13 protein-coding genes and 1 pseudogene are annotated in these 14,590 nt (G+C 49.9%); 4 read left to right on the top strand and 10 right to left on the bottom strand.

Annotated features, from left to right (window positions below; genetic code table 11):
• Positions 1 to 11 precede the first annotated feature (11 nt).
• Positions 12 to 731, top strand: a complete 720-nt coding sequence (locus AYY16_RS14570) for a (2Fe-2S) ferredoxin domain-containing protein (RefSeq protein ID WP_067368047.1) — start codon at positions 12 to 14, stop codon at positions 729 to 731.
• A gap of 28 nt (positions 732 to 759) precedes the next feature.
• Positions 760 to 1,653, top strand: a complete 894-nt coding sequence (locus AYY16_RS14565; RefSeq protein WP_067368385.1) for an ABC transporter substrate-binding protein — start codon at positions 760 to 762, stop codon at positions 1,651 to 1,653.
• Positions 1,654 to 1,661: 8 nt separating this feature from the next.
• Here the strand turns inward: AYY16_RS14565 and AYY16_RS14560 are convergent, their stop codons facing one another.
• On the bottom strand, positions 1,662 to 2,384 hold the full coding sequence (locus AYY16_RS14560) for an NUDIX hydrolase (RefSeq protein ID WP_067368044.1): 723 nt from the start codon (positions 2,382 to 2,384) through the stop codon (positions 1,662 to 1,664).
• A gap of 340 nt (positions 2,385 to 2,724) precedes the next feature.
• On the opposite strand from AYY16_RS14560, the gene AYY16_RS14555 reads away from it, so the two are divergent.
• Together AYY16_RS14555 and AYY16_RS14550 are read left to right on the top strand one after the other, a co-directional pair.
• A complete protein-coding gene (locus tag AYY16_RS14555; protein ID WP_067368042.1) occupies positions 2,725 to 3,747 on the top strand; it encodes an SPFH domain-containing protein in 1,023 nt (340 codons plus the stop codon).
• Positions 3,744 to 4,670, top strand: a complete 927-nt coding sequence (locus AYY16_RS14550; protein WP_067368040.1) for a diacylglycerol kinase catalytic domain-containing protein — start codon at positions 3,744 to 3,746, stop codon at positions 4,668 to 4,670. Before AYY16_RS14555 ends, AYY16_RS14550 begins: the two co-directional genes overlap by 4 nt.
• Before the next feature lie 23 nt (positions 4,671 to 4,693).
• Here AYY16_RS14550 and AYY16_RS14545 read toward each other — a convergent pair whose 3' ends face one another.
• The 9 genes and pseudogenes from AYY16_RS14545 to ssnA form a co-directional block, all read right to left on the bottom strand.
• A complete protein-coding gene (locus tag AYY16_RS14545; RefSeq protein ID WP_067368039.1) occupies positions 4,694 to 4,993 on the bottom strand; it encodes a helix-turn-helix domain-containing protein in 300 nt (99 codons plus the stop codon).
• Positions 4,981 to 5,334: a type II toxin-antitoxin system RelE/ParE family toxin gene (locus tag AYY16_RS14540; protein WP_067368382.1), complete on the bottom strand. Its 354-nt coding sequence runs from the start codon at positions 5,332 to 5,334 to the stop codon at positions 4,981 to 4,983. Before AYY16_RS14540 ends, AYY16_RS14545 begins: the two co-directional genes overlap by 13 nt.
• A gap of 302 nt (positions 5,335 to 5,636) precedes the next feature.
• Positions 5,637 to 5,858 (bottom strand): hypothetical protein, encoded by a 222-nt coding sequence (locus AYY16_RS14535; protein WP_067368038.1) that lies wholly within the window; start codon positions 5,856 to 5,858, stop codon positions 5,637 to 5,639.
• A gap of 445 nt (positions 5,859 to 6,303) precedes the next feature.
• Positions 6,304 to 6,528 carry a hypothetical protein gene (locus AYY16_RS14530; RefSeq protein WP_067368035.1) on the bottom strand — a complete coding sequence of 75 codons (225 nt, stop codon included), beginning with the start codon at positions 6,526 to 6,528 and terminating at the stop codon, positions 6,304 to 6,306.
• A 213-nt stretch (positions 6,529 to 6,741) separates the two neighbouring features.
• On the bottom strand, positions 6,742 to 8,109 hold the full coding sequence (locus AYY16_RS14525; protein WP_067368379.1) for an NCS2 family permease: 1,368 nt from the start codon (positions 8,107 to 8,109) through the stop codon (positions 6,742 to 6,744).
• Between the two features lie 62 nt (positions 8,110 to 8,171).
• Entirely contained in the window at positions 8,172 to 9,488 is a 1,317-nt protein-coding gene (gene guaD, locus AYY16_RS14520) for a guanine deaminase (protein WP_067368033.1), read from the bottom strand.
• 62 nt (positions 9,489 to 9,550) lie between these two features.
• Positions 9,551 to 12,421 carry a molybdopterin-dependent oxidoreductase Mo/Fe-S-binding subunit gene (locus AYY16_RS14515; RefSeq protein ID WP_067368031.1) on the bottom strand — a complete coding sequence of 957 codons (2,871 nt, stop codon included), beginning with the start codon at positions 12,419 to 12,421 and terminating at the stop codon, positions 9,551 to 9,553.
• A gap of 3 nt (positions 12,422 to 12,424) precedes the next feature.
• Positions 12,425 to 13,201, bottom strand: coding sequence for a molybdopterin-dependent oxidoreductase FAD-binding subunit (ygfM, locus tag AYY16_RS14510; protein WP_067368028.1), 777 nt, complete (start codon positions 13,199 to 13,201; stop codon positions 12,425 to 12,427).
• Positions 13,202 to 13,258: 57 nt separating this feature from the next.
• Positions 13,259 to 14,588: pseudogene (ssnA, locus tag AYY16_RS14505) on the bottom strand (putative aminohydrolase SsnA).
• Between the last annotated feature and the right edge of the window lie 2 nt (positions 14,589 to 14,590).

The following is a 14,590-nucleotide window of genomic DNA, read 5'->3' as shown; positions in this document are numbered from 1 at the left end:
GAGTTTGAAAAATGGGAAAGAGCATCACACTGTATCTGGATACCTTACAGAACGCAGATTTTTTATCTCCGGATTTCTGGGGTGCACTCAGTGAGAGAGGCTTTCCCGGTAATATAGCCCGCTGCTCTGACAGCGGGGCGGTATTGCATCAGTTAGCAGAGCAGATAACGGAGGATACGCGGCATCTGTTGCTGCTGGTGTTTACCGGCGCGGAACAATCCGGTGAGGCGCTGATATCTCTGACATCGGTGCTGGAGCAGGAAATAACGGCGCAGCACCCGCAATTACGGGTTCACCGGAGTTTGTGTGTACTCACCGGGGCGGATAATGCACTGAATTCAAAACAAGCCGCAGAGCTGCTGGCAGATCTTGAAAAGCAGTCACACAGCCGTGAGCCGAAAGCAGAATCCAATCCTAACTGGGAAAAAACACCGCCGCACCGCTATCACCTTTTCTTCTGTATGGGGCCGCGCTGTGTTTGCCGGGGAGCTAAATCCCTGCTGACACAACTGCGCCATCAGCTTGCGGCGCGTAATCTGTTTGAAAATGAAAAAGGGGTATTACTGACCCGCTCACATTGCCAATATCCCTGTAATCAGGGGCCGCTTGTTACTGTTTATCCTGATAATTTATGGTATCGGCTGACCACACCGGAAGAGATACATCTGTTTGTTTCCGAGCAGATTGAGCAGGGAAGACCGGTGCCGTCTTTGCTGGTGGAGCATAAGTAACATTATGTATATTCAGCATTTTATCAGGATGGTAATCAGTGCGGGGCTTCTGTTTCTCTCTTTCACTGTGGCTGCTGAAAAACAGTGTGAGCCGCTGTGGACAAAAGCCACGCCGCCGCAACATATCATTGCGATGAATCAGCACGCCGCAGATATGCTGCTGGCACTGGATGCCGGAGAGCAAATGCTGGGCGTCAGTTATATTGATGATTCTGCCGAAGCCATTAAAACCGGGTTCTATCATCAACTACCTGTTTTTTCGGTTAAATATCCGGGATCGGAAAAATTAATCGCCTCCGGTGCTGATTTTGTTGTTGCCGGGTTTTCTTCCGCATTTACGGCATCGGTGAGCAGCCGTACTGATTTGCAGCGGGCCGACATCGGCAGCTATTTACTGACCTTTGCCTGTGAGCGTCAGGCATACAGCGGGTTTGACGGGATCAAAATTGATTTACGTAAACTGGGTGGCGTTCTTCACCGGGAAAAAGAGGCTGATGCTGCCATAGCCCGCGTCGATGCAACGCTTGCGCAGGTAAAAGCATTGCCGCCGCTGCCGCGTAAGCCGGTGATTTTTTACCTCGACAGTCAGAGCGACACGCTGATGTCGCAGGGAAAGAAAGGCTTTATGACGGAGATTATCCGGCTGGCGGGCGGTGAAAATTCGTTTATAAACATGCAGATGGCAGGTATTCAGGTGTCCCCGGAGATCCTGCTCAGCAGTCAGCCGGACTATATTATCCTGGCTGATGCGGTTTGGTCGCCGGCAGAGAAGAAAAAAGCCTGGCTGGCAAACCATCCCGCACTTTCTCACCTGGAAGCAGTTAAAGCACAGCGCTACATTGTTATTCCTTTCAGCGCAATCTACCCGAATATCAAAAGCCCGGACGCACTGCTGACAGTGGCAAAGGCTATTCGTCAGTAAGTGGTTACTTACTCTTCATCTGTTTCCAGATTGCGGATAAACCGGTAATCCTTCGAGGCCGGTTTTAAGCGGTACAATGCCGCCGGACGCCCGCGATCAGCCCGTTTTTCTCCGGTTTCAATCAGTAAATCAGCCTGCTCCAGACGACGGCGGAATGATTTTTTCTGAATCGGTTGCCCGATAAGAATTTCATGCACCTGTTGCAGCTCCGGCAGAGTAAAGGTTTCCGGCAACGCAAATCCCGGAACAACGGAATAGAGCGATTTCTGCCTCAGGCGCGCTTTCGCCTGTTGAATCAGCGACTGATGATCAAATGCCAGGCTCAGTTGTTCCGCCTCTTTCAGCGATACCCATTTCACATTACTGACGGTATCAATATGTTTTTCACATAACTGGTGCGCGATCAGCGCGGTATAGCAAACCGTGACTGACCAGCCGCGTTTATCCCGCTGGTCATTGCCGGCGGTGCATAACTGTTCGATATAAGGCGGCAACACACCTGTTTTCTCGCGCAGTTTGCGCATCACGGTATCTTCCAGACTCTTATCCTGTGATTCATCGATAAACCCGCCCGGCAGTCCCCACTTACCTTTATCCGGGTGCTCCGCGCGCTCAACCAGTAATACTTTGAGTGTCTCTTCGTGACAGGTAAAAAGAACGGCATCCACCGTTATCAGCGGGGAGATAAAGTCACGGCGCTGATAGTGCGCAAGGTAAGTTTGTTCATCCATAGGGCTGTCCTGCTCAGGTCTGAGAATTATTTATACCCTTATTCATTCAAACCGCAGGTTCGTTGGCTGCTGTCAGCCAGCCGGGTCACATACTGATGTATGCTCCCCGTCCGTCTTCCCTTGCCGCCTTCCTGCGATTTGAATGACGTTGGGTATATACCTTTGTTTATTCAAACTGCCGGTTCGCTGCCTGCATCCTGAATGATATTGGGTTTATTGTAAGGCGCCTGCGACAGATTGCAAACTAAATGTCATTGAGACACTAATTCTGCTTGACATCAATAGTGTCCATAGGTCACTATTGTATTATTGTCATAAGGACACTTAATGGAGCGATATCATGTTAAATCTCAGATTCTTTAAAGCAGACCCGTCCACGTTTGTTATTAAATCCGTCAACGGCACTATCCGTCAGCAGGGGAAAGGGTTGAGTTTCTGGTACAACACGGCGACAACCTCTGTTTCTGCATTGCCGCTCAATGCACAGGAAACGCCGTTTATCTTTAATTTTCAGACTGCTGATTTTCAGAGCCTGCGCGTGCAGGGACAACTCTCATTTCAGATAAGTTCGCCGGAAAAAACCGCCGCGGTGCTTAATTTCACACTGAATAAGGATGGCAAAACCTATGCCTCAGAAGATCCGATGAAACTGAATGACAGGGTTGTCCGTGCCGCCCAGACCATTATTCAGGCCGAAATCCAGGCAACGCCTCTGCGCCACGCATTGTTACTCAGTCAGTCTCTTGTCGCACTGGTGCAATCGCGTTTATCACAACTGACTGCACTTGAGGCTCAGGGGCTGGCGGTACTGGATTTTTCTGTCACCGCTATTACGCCGACACCGGAAACGGCAAGAGCACTGGAAGCCGAAGCCCGCGAATCCCTGATGAAAGAGGCTGATGACGCTATCTATGCGCGGCGCAAATCCTCTGTAGAGCAGGAGCGTACCATCAAAGAAGCGGAGCTGGAGACGGATCTCTCTATACAGCAAAAAGAGCAGGAGATTGAAGAAGCCCGGCTGGAAAATGAGCGCACATTGTTACGCGAACAGGCAGAAATGGCGCAGGAGCGCCTGGCTGCGGAGATCGGGGAAGAGGAGCAGCGCCGGACACTGGTTTCACTCAGTGCCGAAAATCAGCGCGTTCAGTCAGAGGCTGATGCGTATTCCATTGAAACAAAAATGAAAGCATACCGCGAATTGCCGGTGGAGAATCTCAAAGCGCTGGCATTAAGCCGGATGGCACCGGAGCAACTGATGGCGATGGCATTTGAATCCCTGGCACAGAATGCCGGAAAAATTGGCGAACTGAATATTTCGCCGGATATGTTCAGCCAGATGATGAACAAAGGGAGCAAAGCATGAGTATAAAAGAGGATGTCCGCGTGGTGCTGGTCACCAGGAAAACCCGTTTACAAGAGCTGACCGAACGTTTCAATACCTGGCCGCAGGCAAAGTTTTATCTGGAACACAGCGGGGTATCAGTCAGTGATTATCTCGCGGAGCATGACCGTTATCAGGCGCAACTGACGCAGGCAAAACAGATCCTGCAACCGTTTGGTCACTTTCAGTTACTTGAGCGCGCATTGCTGCCGGGTTATCAGTTTTCTGCCCGTGATCTTGTGGTGGTGATAGGCCAGGACGGGCTGGTCGCCAATACACTGAAATACCTGAACGGACAGCCGGTTATTGCCGTTAATCCTGATCCGCAGCGCTGGGACGGACCATTGCTGCCTTTTGAGCTGGCGCAGTTGCAGGATGTGGTGACGAACACGCTGAACGGAAAAATGGATTGGAAAACCCTGAGTTTTGCACAGGCGACCACCAATGACGGGCAGCAGATGCTGGCGGTAAACGATTTGTTTATCGGACCGAAAAGTCACACCTCCGCGCGCTATGTTCTGAGCTGGTCAGGCGACAGTGAAACACAGTCATCTTCCGGGATTATTATTTCGACGAGTCTCGGATCAACCGGCTGGCTGCAATCCATTCTTGCCGGTGCGCTGGGTGTGACCGGTCAGGTATCTCACCCGTTACAGCAGGGAGTAAGCTGGGCAGATAAGCGGCTGCGCTTCAGTGTGCGTGAGCCGTTTCCCGGACGCACGACCGGCACCAGGCTGGTATTCGGCACAATTGATGATACCGCACCGCTGCAACTGGAATCGCTGATGCCGGAGAACGGCGTGATTTTCTCCGATGGTATCGAATCTGATTTTCTGCACTTTAATGCAGGCTGTATTGTTACTATCGGGACAGCAAAAACAGAAGGGCGGCTGATATGGGGATGAAATTGTCTGCCGCTTCTGTTGTACTACAAATGGAGCGCTATTTTTTTTCCGTCCGGTAAGGTGATATCAAGAGCCAGTTCACCGCCGAGTGCTTTCACATAGCGTCTGAGAGTTGATAATTTAGGATCACTGCCTACCCGCTCCATTTTTGCCACAGCAGGCTGTCTGACACCCAGGCTTATTGCAAGCTGAGTCTGAGAGATCGCCAGTTCTTCGCGTAGTGTTGCCAGAGTCAGTTCACGGCGGATTTCTTCTGTTCTTTTTTCTACCCGCATCCTGCTTTCAGGTGTGCGTTTTGCCAGCATTTCGTCTAACGTTGACATGTTTCCTCCAAATGCGCTTTATACTCTGCCTCAGCCTCTTTTATCAGCTTCTTATAGAAGCGTTTTTCATTCTGACCTTTTTTATTTCCTGCACATAAAATAACTGCTCTGCGGATAGGGTCGAAAGCAAAACAGATCCTTACCGGGTGCCCGGCAACCTGTATTCTGAGCTCTTTTATGTTGCAATAGCAGGAGCCGGTTAGTGTATCAACCAGCGGACGACCAAGATGAGGCCCGTCTTTTCTCAGAATACAAAGGATAGCTAATATTTCTTCCTGTACGGCATTCGGCTGTATTTCAAACCAGTTATCGAAATGCACTCTCGTTATGATAGACCACATCTGAGAAGCCATAACCTCTGAGTTATATATTATAACCCTGAGGTTATAAAATGAGTATCAAAAATAAATCTGATTAACTAACATTATTAATTAATCTAATTTATTAACAATGAGTTAGATTAGATTTCTATTTTAGATTTATTATTTTGGTGAAGCTATACCGGAAAACGTAGTCAGAGGTGGATTTTAACTATCGGGACAGCAAAAACAGAAGGGCGGCTGATATGGGGATAAAATAACAAGAGGGACTTTAATTACGTAAAGTCCCTTTATAAAAGCAGCGGATTAATACGGTATCAATATTATTTACGGCTTGCTTTAACCCATGATGAAATCAGGGAAACAGATTGATCTACGATAGTACCGATAGTTTCACCAAACTGTGAACCAATATCAGCGCTCTGCTCTGTACCTTTGTAGTGACCTACGATAGTACCAACACCGCGACCAATTAACGCACCTGCATCAGAATAGACACCAGCACCGGAAACCATATCAATTTCAACTACGCTTAATTGTTTCATTTTATATCCTTATTAAATGTTTATTATTTAAAATACACTACCCTTTATGTGGTGGGTATATATTAGCGTAACTGTTTTAAATTAATTTCGTTGAGAGGGAGTTGCAAAAAGTGCTAATCTGGATATACGGGATTAAATAAAATATAGACTCTGTTTCTTGTTTTTTTATTTTGTAAATATGAATGTATCATGAAGGTGATACCTTTGTGATAATAAATAATAACCAGGAGCCCTGTCCATGGTGATGTTTTTTTTAGTCATAAAATCATATCGATATGAAGCAATAATATATTGAACAAGCGTGCTGTAAGGAATGAAGTGTGGAATATAAGGTATTTCAGAAAAATCTGTTTTATCAGGAGAGAAATACTGAAAGGGGCCGGAGATATCCGACCCCTGAGATAGCACGGTTATGGAACAACGTTTTTTTAATACGCGGTGCGTATTATTTTTTGACAGATTTAAACCATGAAGAAATCATAGAAATGGATTGGTCAACGACACCACCAATGGTTTTACCAAGATCTAATCCAATCTTTGAACTCTGCTCTTCAGTACCTTTGTAGTGACCAACAATACCACCGATAGCCTGACCAATTAATGTGCCTGCATCAGAGAAAATACCAGCACCGGAAACTGCCTGAATTTCTGCTACGTTTAATTCTTTCATTTTATATCCTTATGAATTTGTCCATTTTTAAAATAAGCTGCTCTGTACGCACGTTGGCGTCACAGACAACACCTTATTGTCTGACTTAAAAAATCACAAATCAATTGGTAAGAGTTGTTAAAGAATTAATAAGAAGATTAAATTTGTCATCGCTATATAATAAAAACCGGTACTTTTCAGCACCGGTTCTTATATAAATAGCTCAGAAAAAGGTTAAATCGCCCAGCCTCCGGCATAGAACGCGACTAACACAATCGCGATAATGACAGTACCGGCATTCAGTTTTCGCCACTCTCTGGCAACCAGACGCCCGATAACCAGGGTGACGTAGCCCAGCATGATCCCGGTGACAATATTACAGGTCAGCACGATAAAAACAGCGCATACCAGTCCGGACATGGCATCCACAGAGTCATCAAAATCCAGTTTTGCCACATTGCTCAGCATCAGCAGCCCGACATACATCAGTGCCGGTGCGGTTGCATAGACCGGGATCAGATAAGACAACGGTGAGAAAAAAAGGATAAGCAGGAACAATACGCCGACAGTGACGGCTGTCAGCCCGGTTTTCCCGCCCGCCGCCGTACCGGCTGCGGATTCAATATAAACCGCCGCAGGCGATGCGCCGACACAGCCTGAAATAATGGAGCTGACGGAGTCCACTGTTAGCGCTTTGCCGCCATTAATTATCTGATTATCTTCATCCAGCAGATTTGCCTGACCGGCAACGGCGCGGATAGTCCCTGTGGCATCAAAGACGGCGGTCATCACCAGCGCAAGGACACTCGGCAGAACAACGGGCTGTAATGCTCCCATAATATCCATACTGAATATCAATGAATTACCATTGTCATCATTCAGCGACGGCATTGCGATCAGACCCTGATAAGTGACATTAGGGTCAACAATCAGCCCGATAACGGAGATCCCGACGATAACCAGCAGGATGCCGCCGGGAACGTGCATTTTTTCAAGGCTGACAATCATCGCCAGCCCGATCAGCGCCATCGCAACCGGGAAAGAGGTAAATGCGCCCATTGCCACCGGAAGACCTTCCAGCGGGTTTTTGATAACCAGTCCGACACCATTGGCAGCGATCAGCAGCAGGAACAAGCCAATTCCTATCCCGGTGCCGTTTGCTATCCCCATCGGGAGATTGCGCAGTATCCATTTTCGCACGCCGGTGACAGAAATCAGGGTAAAAATAACCCCCATCAGAAATACCGCGCCGAGGGCGACAGGGATGCTGATGTGTTGACCAAGTACCAGGCTGAATGCCGTAAAGGCGGTGAGTGAGATAGCACAGCCGATTGCCATCGGCAGATTCGCCCACAGCCCCATCATGATGGAGCCGATACTGGCGACGAGACAGGTTGCGACAAAAATAGCACCCGGCGGAAACCCGGCTTTGCCGAGCATGGAGGGCACGACGATGACAGAATAGACCATGGCGAGGAACGTGGTCACGCCTGCCAGGATCTCCCGTTTGACACTGCTGCCGCGGGAGGAAATTTTAAAGTACGTATCAAGTGCGCCTTTGGCAGCAGCACCTGAACTATCCGGTGTTGTATTATCAGACATAATTGCAGACCCCGAGAATGAAATGAAAAAAAAAGTTTTTTTATTCACTACGCCGGTGTGCGTCAGGTCCGTTCATAGACCAGGCGTCCATCGATATAAGTCCGGTAAATCGTGCGGTCATCACCAAGCGCAATCAGCACAAATAATTTTTCTGCCAGCGTGCGGGAGTTGTCATAACGCAACTGCTGGAGCGGGGTCGCGGTCGGTTCCAGTACCACAAAGTCGGCTTCTTTGCCGATATCAAAGTTACCAATGCAGTTATCCAGTCCCAGTGAATGCGCGCCGCCGAGAGTGGCGAGGTAAAAGGCTTCAAAGGCGGATAAACAGGTTTTCTGCAACTGCATCACTTTGTAAGCTTCACTCAGTGTTTGCAGCATATTGAAGGTCGTTCCGGCACCGACATCAGTACCAATTCCTACTTTTACTTTTTTGGCGAGCGCTTTTTTCAGATTAAACAAGCCACTGCCGAGATACAGGTTTGAGGTCGGGCAAAATGCCACGGCGGAGCCTGTTTCGTGCAGGCAATCCCACTCTTCTTCCTCAAGATGAATACAGTGGGCAAACACACTGCGCTCACCGGTTAAACCATAATGGTGATAAACATCCAGATAGTTTTTACTGTCCGGATAAAGCTCTTTTACCCAGGCGATTTCATCTTTGTTTTCATTAAGATGCGTATGTACCCAAGTATCCGGATATTCTTTGCGCAGGCGCTGACAGACAGCAAGTTGTTCCGGGCTGGAGGTCGGGGCAAAGCGCGGGGTGATGGCATAGAGCAGACGCCCGTTTTTGTGCCAGCGTTCGATAAGCGTTTTGCACTCTTCATAGCTGCTTTCCGGCGTGTCGGTCAGATAATCCGGCGCATTTCTGTCCATCATCACTTTGCCGGTGATCAGCCGCATATTGAGCTGGCTTGCCGCATCAAACAGGGCATTCACCGATTCCGGGTGAACAGTACTGAATACCAGCGCCGTTGTGGTGCCGTTACGTAACAGTTGTTTGATAAAAAACGCAGACATTTCCCGTGCGTAATCAATATCCTGATACAGTTTTTCAGTCGGGAAAACGTGCTTGTTCAGCCACTCAAGCAGTTGTTCGCCGTGGGCGCCGATCATTTCACTTTGCGGATAGTGGACGTGGGTATCGATAAAGCCCGGAATGACCAGTTTTCCGGTGTAATCACGCACGCGGACAGATTCAGGGATAAGGTGTTTTCCCTCTTCCCACTGACCGAACCACTCAATTTTTCCGTGGCGTAGAAGCATTAATCCGTCGTCAATCAGGCGGACTGCGCCGGGCAAATCATCCATTGAGGTTACTACACGGGTGATATCGAGAAACTTCCCGCGTACCGCCTTGACGGTATGTTCCGAAGACATAGCTGACTCCTCTGCTTACAAAAAGCCCTCACCGGAACCGGTGAGGGCGGGTGTTGGCCGGATTACATTTTGCCCATGCCGCGCAGAATTTTTTCCGGTGTGAAGTGCCATTCACGCAGCCAGACACCACAGGCGTCATGGATAGCGGTGGCGATTGCAGGAGAAGCCCCGTTGACGGCAATTTCAGAGATGGATTTCGCACCATACGGACCGACTTTATCATCACTCGGTACCAGGAATGCGCGGAAGTCACGCGGGATATCCCCGATTTTTGGTGCGCCGTAAGTTTTCAGGTCGCGGGTCAGCGGTACGCCTTTCGCGTCGTAGCGGATTTCTTCTGACATACTGTGACCAATGGCACGCATGGATGCGCCGTAAATCTGACCTAATGCCAGATCCGGATTCACCGGGGTACCGCAGTCGAGCAGTGCATAGAATTTATCCAGACGAATTTCACCGGTGCGGGTATTCACTGATACTTCAGCAAAGTTTGCGCCATACGGGAAAGCAAAGTCCGGCGTGATATAACTGGCGTTCGCCACCAGCACACCAAACCCGGTTCCGCCTTCGGCGGCATGTGCCAGATCCCCGAAAGAGATTTCCCCTTTCTTACCACGCACCACACCCGGAGCGGCAAGCGCGACATCTTCCACCGGTTCGCCAAGCTGTGCCGCGGCGTGGAACAGGATTTTTTCACGCAGGTTTTCTGCCGCCATTTTCGCCGCGTTACCGGAGAAGCAGGTCCCGGATGAGGCATACGCGCCTTTATCAAACAGGGCGTGGTCGGTATCCCCTGAAATGACATGGATGTCATCAAGGTCACAGCGCAGTACTTCGGCGGTCAGTTTTTTCACCACAGTATCAAGACCGGTACCGATATCCGCCCCGCCTGAGTGGACGATAAAGGTACCGTCAGATTCCAGTTTCACCATACAGTTTGCCTGGTCGATATCCGGAATACCGGATTTCTGCATGATGATGGCAACGCCGCGTCCGGTTTTCCAGTCACCGTTTTGTTTGCGCGGAGAATCCCAGTTAATCAGTTCGCGACCTTTTTTCAGGATAGGACCGAGGGCGCAGCTTGCCGCACGTGGAACGGAGGTCGGCATTTTCCCTTCCCCGATAGCGCCGAGGATCTTCAGTTCCTGACCTTCATGCACACGGTTTGTTTCGATCAAATCAAGCAGGTCGATATTCAGCTCTTTTGCCAGTTCCGCGAGGATCATGGTCAGCGCAAAGTTACCTTTTGGTGCGCCGTATCCCTGATAAGCCCCGGTCGGGCAGATATTCGAGTAATAGGTGGTTACCTGAAAATCGACGTTATCACACGGATAAAGTGGCAGTGATAATGCAGGGCCGTTACTCGGTACTGTCAGTGAGTGGTTACCGTAAGGACCGGTATTTGCCAGGAATTCCATATTGATGGCAGTGATTTTACCGTCTTTGGTGGCACCGAGCTTAATTTTGACTTTTGCAACGTGGCGGCTGGTATTGGCGATAAACTCTTCTTCGCGGGTGTAGCGGAAAGAGACTGCCCGCCCGGTGACATAAGTCGCCCATGCGCAGACTTCTTCCAGCAGGATATCCTGCTTGGAGCCGAAGCCACCGCCGACGCGCTCTTTGATAACATGCACTTTATTTTGTTTCAGACCGAGGATACGCGCCACCTGGCGGCGTAAGTGCCACGGCACCTGAGTGGAGGCATGAATAACCAGGCGGTCGTCGTTCATATAGGTGTAACAGATGTGCGGCTCGGTCGGACACTGCTGAACCTGGCGGGATTCGTATGTGCGTTCCAGTACAACATCCGCTTCTTTAAAGCCCTTATCCAGGTCGCCGATATGACCATGCACACCTGCGGCGATGTTTTTGCACGGTTTTGCGCCGATAGGGAAGTTAATCTGCATGTGCTCGCCGCGATCAACAGCATTCTTGTTTTGTTCAGCCAGATCAGCGGGTGCGCCGTTAACATAAATAACCGGCTCATCATGCACCAGCGGTGCGCCGTCTGCTTTGGCTTCATCAATATTCAGCACAGGCTTGAGTACATCATATTCCACACTGATCAGAGATAATGCTTTCAGCGCGATAGCTTCATTTTCAGCGACAACAGCAGCAACACGGTCGCCGACGTGACGAACTTTTTTACCGAACATGCGCCGGTCAAGCGGCGACGGCTCCGGCGCACTCTGTCCGCCCGGGGTGTAATAGATATCCGGACAGTTTTTATGTGTAATAACATGTACCACACCCGGCAAGGCTTCTGCCTTGCTGACATCGAGATGGGTTATCAGCGCGTGTGCGTGCGGGCTGCGCAGCATTTTAATGACACAGGTATTGGCAGGAATACGGTCTTCCACATAGCAGGGTTTTGCCTGCACCATAACGGCGGCATCGGTTTTCGGTGTGACTTTCCCGACAACAGTCAGGTCGTCGCGGAATTCCGGTGCAGTATCAGCTTTATAATGAGGGTCTTGGCGGCGTTTGACCAATAATTCGATAACCTGATAAAACTGCTGATAACCGGCATCACGGCTGAATAAACCGGAAAGTGCATCATCTATCTGAGCACGATTAGGTTCCGGAATACGGTTGATAAGATCAGTCAGGATCAGTGCTGCAGCAGGATCGTTATAACCGGACTGGATCACACCGACATCCACCATTGCCTGCTGCACATCACTCAGCTCATTCCATTTACCGAGGGATTCGGCGGTTTCGATTACCGCTCCTTCTAACTGGGCGGCGATCAGCAGTGAGGCATTAACAATATTGCCGTTGAGTAAAATGGCATCAGAGCCGGCGAAACCAAAGCCGTCATCACTGTTACGCACTGAGTGCATTCCTAAACCAAACAGAATATCGCGGACATTTTCGCCCGGGATACAATCAAGTGAATGCGGGGTGCCGTTAAGTATAAAATGGACGTTCATCTGTTATTTCTCCCCCATTTGCCGGCAGTCTGTCAGCAGGTCTGATACTAAAATTCCGGTGATATAGCGTTTGTACTCTTCGCTGCCCGTCAGGTCAGCTTTCGGGTTTATTGCCTGACTGACCGCTTTTTCCAGGGCTTCGCCACTGAGTTGTTTTGCTTCAATTTGTGACAGACGGGAAATCGCGCAACCAACACCATCCACCGCAATTCGTTGCTCATTGTTGCCGGTCAGTGCGACAGCGGCGGTAACAACAGACCAGCCATCGGCGGTTTCACGGATTGTCCGCGTCGCGCAGCGGCGGAACGGATCCTGTAGCACCAGGTGCGTGATCAGGCGCTCATCCGGTTTAGCGAGGTAGCTTTCCAGCGAAATAACATCATTGCTGTTGGCGAGCTGTACCTGTGCATCCAGCACCAGCAGAACCGGCAGCAGCGCATGCTCGCGCTGGCAGGCGGCAATTTCCCCGCCGATAGTTGCCTGGTTGCGGATATGGCGTGAATAAACAAAACCGAGTGCGTCATACAGCGCGCGCGGGATCAGCGGGCTTTCACGCAGTGCTTCCAGTGTGACAGTAGCTCCGATACGCAGAATGCCATCCTGCCATTCAATGGTTTTCAGCGGCAGCAGAGACAGCGAAATCGCGATATTGCGGCTGGTTTTTGTGAGTAAGGCATTCAGTTTACTGCCACCGGCAAGCCAGACTGCACTGTCCTGAAACCGGTTTTTCAGCTCGGTTGCCTGCGATAAAGTGGCAGGACGGAAAAATTGTTCGATCATGGGTTACCCCTACATTGCTCTTCAGGCCTGCGGTATAACCGCAGGCCATGGTTTTATTTATTTCAGTGCGTCCATCCGGGCCCACATTTTCTTCGCGGCTTTGCGCGCATCGGCAAAAATTGGTTCGATATCAAACGGGAACTGTCTGTCTTCATAGACCATCACACCATCCACCATCACACTGTGAACGCTTGACGATCCTAATCCGAACGCCAGATGACCCGGCAGATTGTCACCGACAAACGGGGTCGGCGGCATGTAATCGCAAATGGTTAAATCTGCCTGATAACCGGCTTCCACCCGACCAAACTGTTTACCGAAGTTGCGTGCCAGCAATCTGTTGCCGTTCCACAGGAAGCGGGTAAAGCTATCCGGCCACATAGAACCACCTGCATCGCGGTGTTTGAAGAAGGCGAATTTAAGCTCTTCAAACATATCAGAGCCGATACCGTCTGTGCCGAGCACCACATTGTTGTAATCACCCAGGCGGTGGTTATAGCCGACATGGTTATTCATATTGGAGCGGGCGTTGTGAACAAGGAAGCCATCTTTTTTTATTCAGCAGGTCAATATCTGCGGAAGATAAATACAGTCCGTGTGCGACAAGAGTTTTTTCATCAATAAGATCAAACTCATCCAGGCGGATCAGCAGGTCTTTGCCGTATTTGTCATGACTGAATGAGACATCGTAGCTGTCTTCCGCCGCATGAATGTGCAGCCCGCGCCCGGTCTTTTTAATCGCATCGCGCAGCATTGCCAGACCTTCATCAGCAACGGTGAACGGCGCGTGCGCCCCGATGTGCGCTTCCACCAGATAGCGGGATTTACCGCTTTTGCGCTCACTGTCGATAAGCTCTGCGAAGGCGATATTTTCTGCCACACCGGCTTCCAGTTCTTTCAGTCCGCCGTTGCGATCAGTGGTTTCATAACAGGTTATGCCGCGCAAACCGGCTTTCAGGAAGCCGTCACGCAGGGTTTTCAGGGAACCGGCGATATAATCAGGTGACGCATGGTGATCGACCACCGCGGTACAGCCGCTTTTAATCGCCTCGAGTGAGCAGATAAGCCCGCTGTAATAAAGAGACTCTTCATCCAGCGCGCGATCCAGCCGCCACCACAGATTTTTCAGTGTGGAAATAAAATCCGGGCTTGGTGCGATATTCGCCATGATCCCGCGGGATAAACCGGAATAAAAATGGTTATGGGAGCAGACAATCCCGGGCATCACCAGGCGCCCGTTCATCTCTTTGGTTTCCGACCCCGGATAGCGGGAGCTCAGCCCGCTGCCGGTGGCGACAATTTTGTCGCCGTCGATGGCGATATCTGTCCCTTCGCGGACAGATGTTGGTTCAAACTCAACAATAGTGGCATTTTTCAGGATCAGCATGG

Origin of the sequence: Morganella psychrotolerans, from assembly GCF_001676155.1 — a bacterium.
GTDB lineage: Bacteria > Pseudomonadota > Gammaproteobacteria > Enterobacterales > Enterobacteriaceae > Morganella > Morganella psychrotolerans.
The sequence above is the reverse complement of the archived record's forward strand: the minus strand, read 5'-3'. Positions and strand labels throughout refer to the sequence as shown.

Excerpts from the sequence above, each read along its gene's own strand:
- AYY16_RS14570 (WP_067368047.1), top strand. The coding sequence starts at position 12 with ATGGGAAAGAGCATCACACTGTATCTGGATACCTTACAGAACGCAGAT.
- AYY16_RS14565 (WP_067368385.1), top strand. The coding sequence starts at position 760 with ATGGTAATCAGTGCGGGGCTTCTGTTTCTCTCTTTCACTGTGGCTGCT.
- AYY16_RS14560 (WP_067368044.1), bottom strand. The coding sequence starts at position 2,384 with ATGGATGAACAAACTTACCTTGCGCACTATCAGCGCCGTGACTTTATC.
- AYY16_RS14555 (WP_067368042.1), top strand. The coding sequence starts at position 2,725 with ATGTTAAATCTCAGATTCTTTAAAGCAGACCCGTCCACGTTTGTTATT.
- AYY16_RS14550 (WP_067368040.1), top strand. The coding sequence starts at position 3,744 with ATGAGTATAAAAGAGGATGTCCGCGTGGTGCTGGTCACCAGGAAAACC.
- AYY16_RS14545 (WP_067368039.1), bottom strand. The coding sequence starts at position 4,993 with ATGTCAACGTTAGACGAAATGCTGGCAAAACGCACACCTGAAAGCAGG.
- AYY16_RS14540 (WP_067368382.1), bottom strand. The coding sequence starts at position 5,334 with ATGTGGTCTATCATAACGAGAGTGCATTTCGATAACTGGTTTGAAATA.
- AYY16_RS14535 (WP_067368038.1), bottom strand. The coding sequence starts at position 5,858 with ATGAAACAATTAAGCGTAGTTGAAATTGATATGGTTTCCGGTGCTGGT.
- AYY16_RS14530 (WP_067368035.1), bottom strand. The coding sequence starts at position 6,528 with ATGAAAGAATTAAACGTAGCAGAAATTCAGGCAGTTTCCGGTGCTGGT.
- AYY16_RS14525 (WP_067368379.1), bottom strand. The coding sequence starts at position 8,109 with ATGTCTGATAATACAACACCGGATAGTTCAGGTGCTGCTGCCAAAGGC.
- guaD (WP_067368033.1), bottom strand. The coding sequence starts at position 9,488 with ATGTCTTCGGAACATACCGTCAAGGCGGTACGCGGGAAGTTTCTCGAT.
- AYY16_RS14515 (WP_067368031.1), bottom strand. The coding sequence starts at position 12,421 with ATGAACGTCCATTTTATACTTAACGGCACCCCGCATTCACTTGATTGT.
- ygfM (WP_067368028.1), bottom strand. The coding sequence starts at position 13,201 with ATGATCGAACAATTTTTCCGTCCTGCCACTTTATCGCAGGCAACCGAG.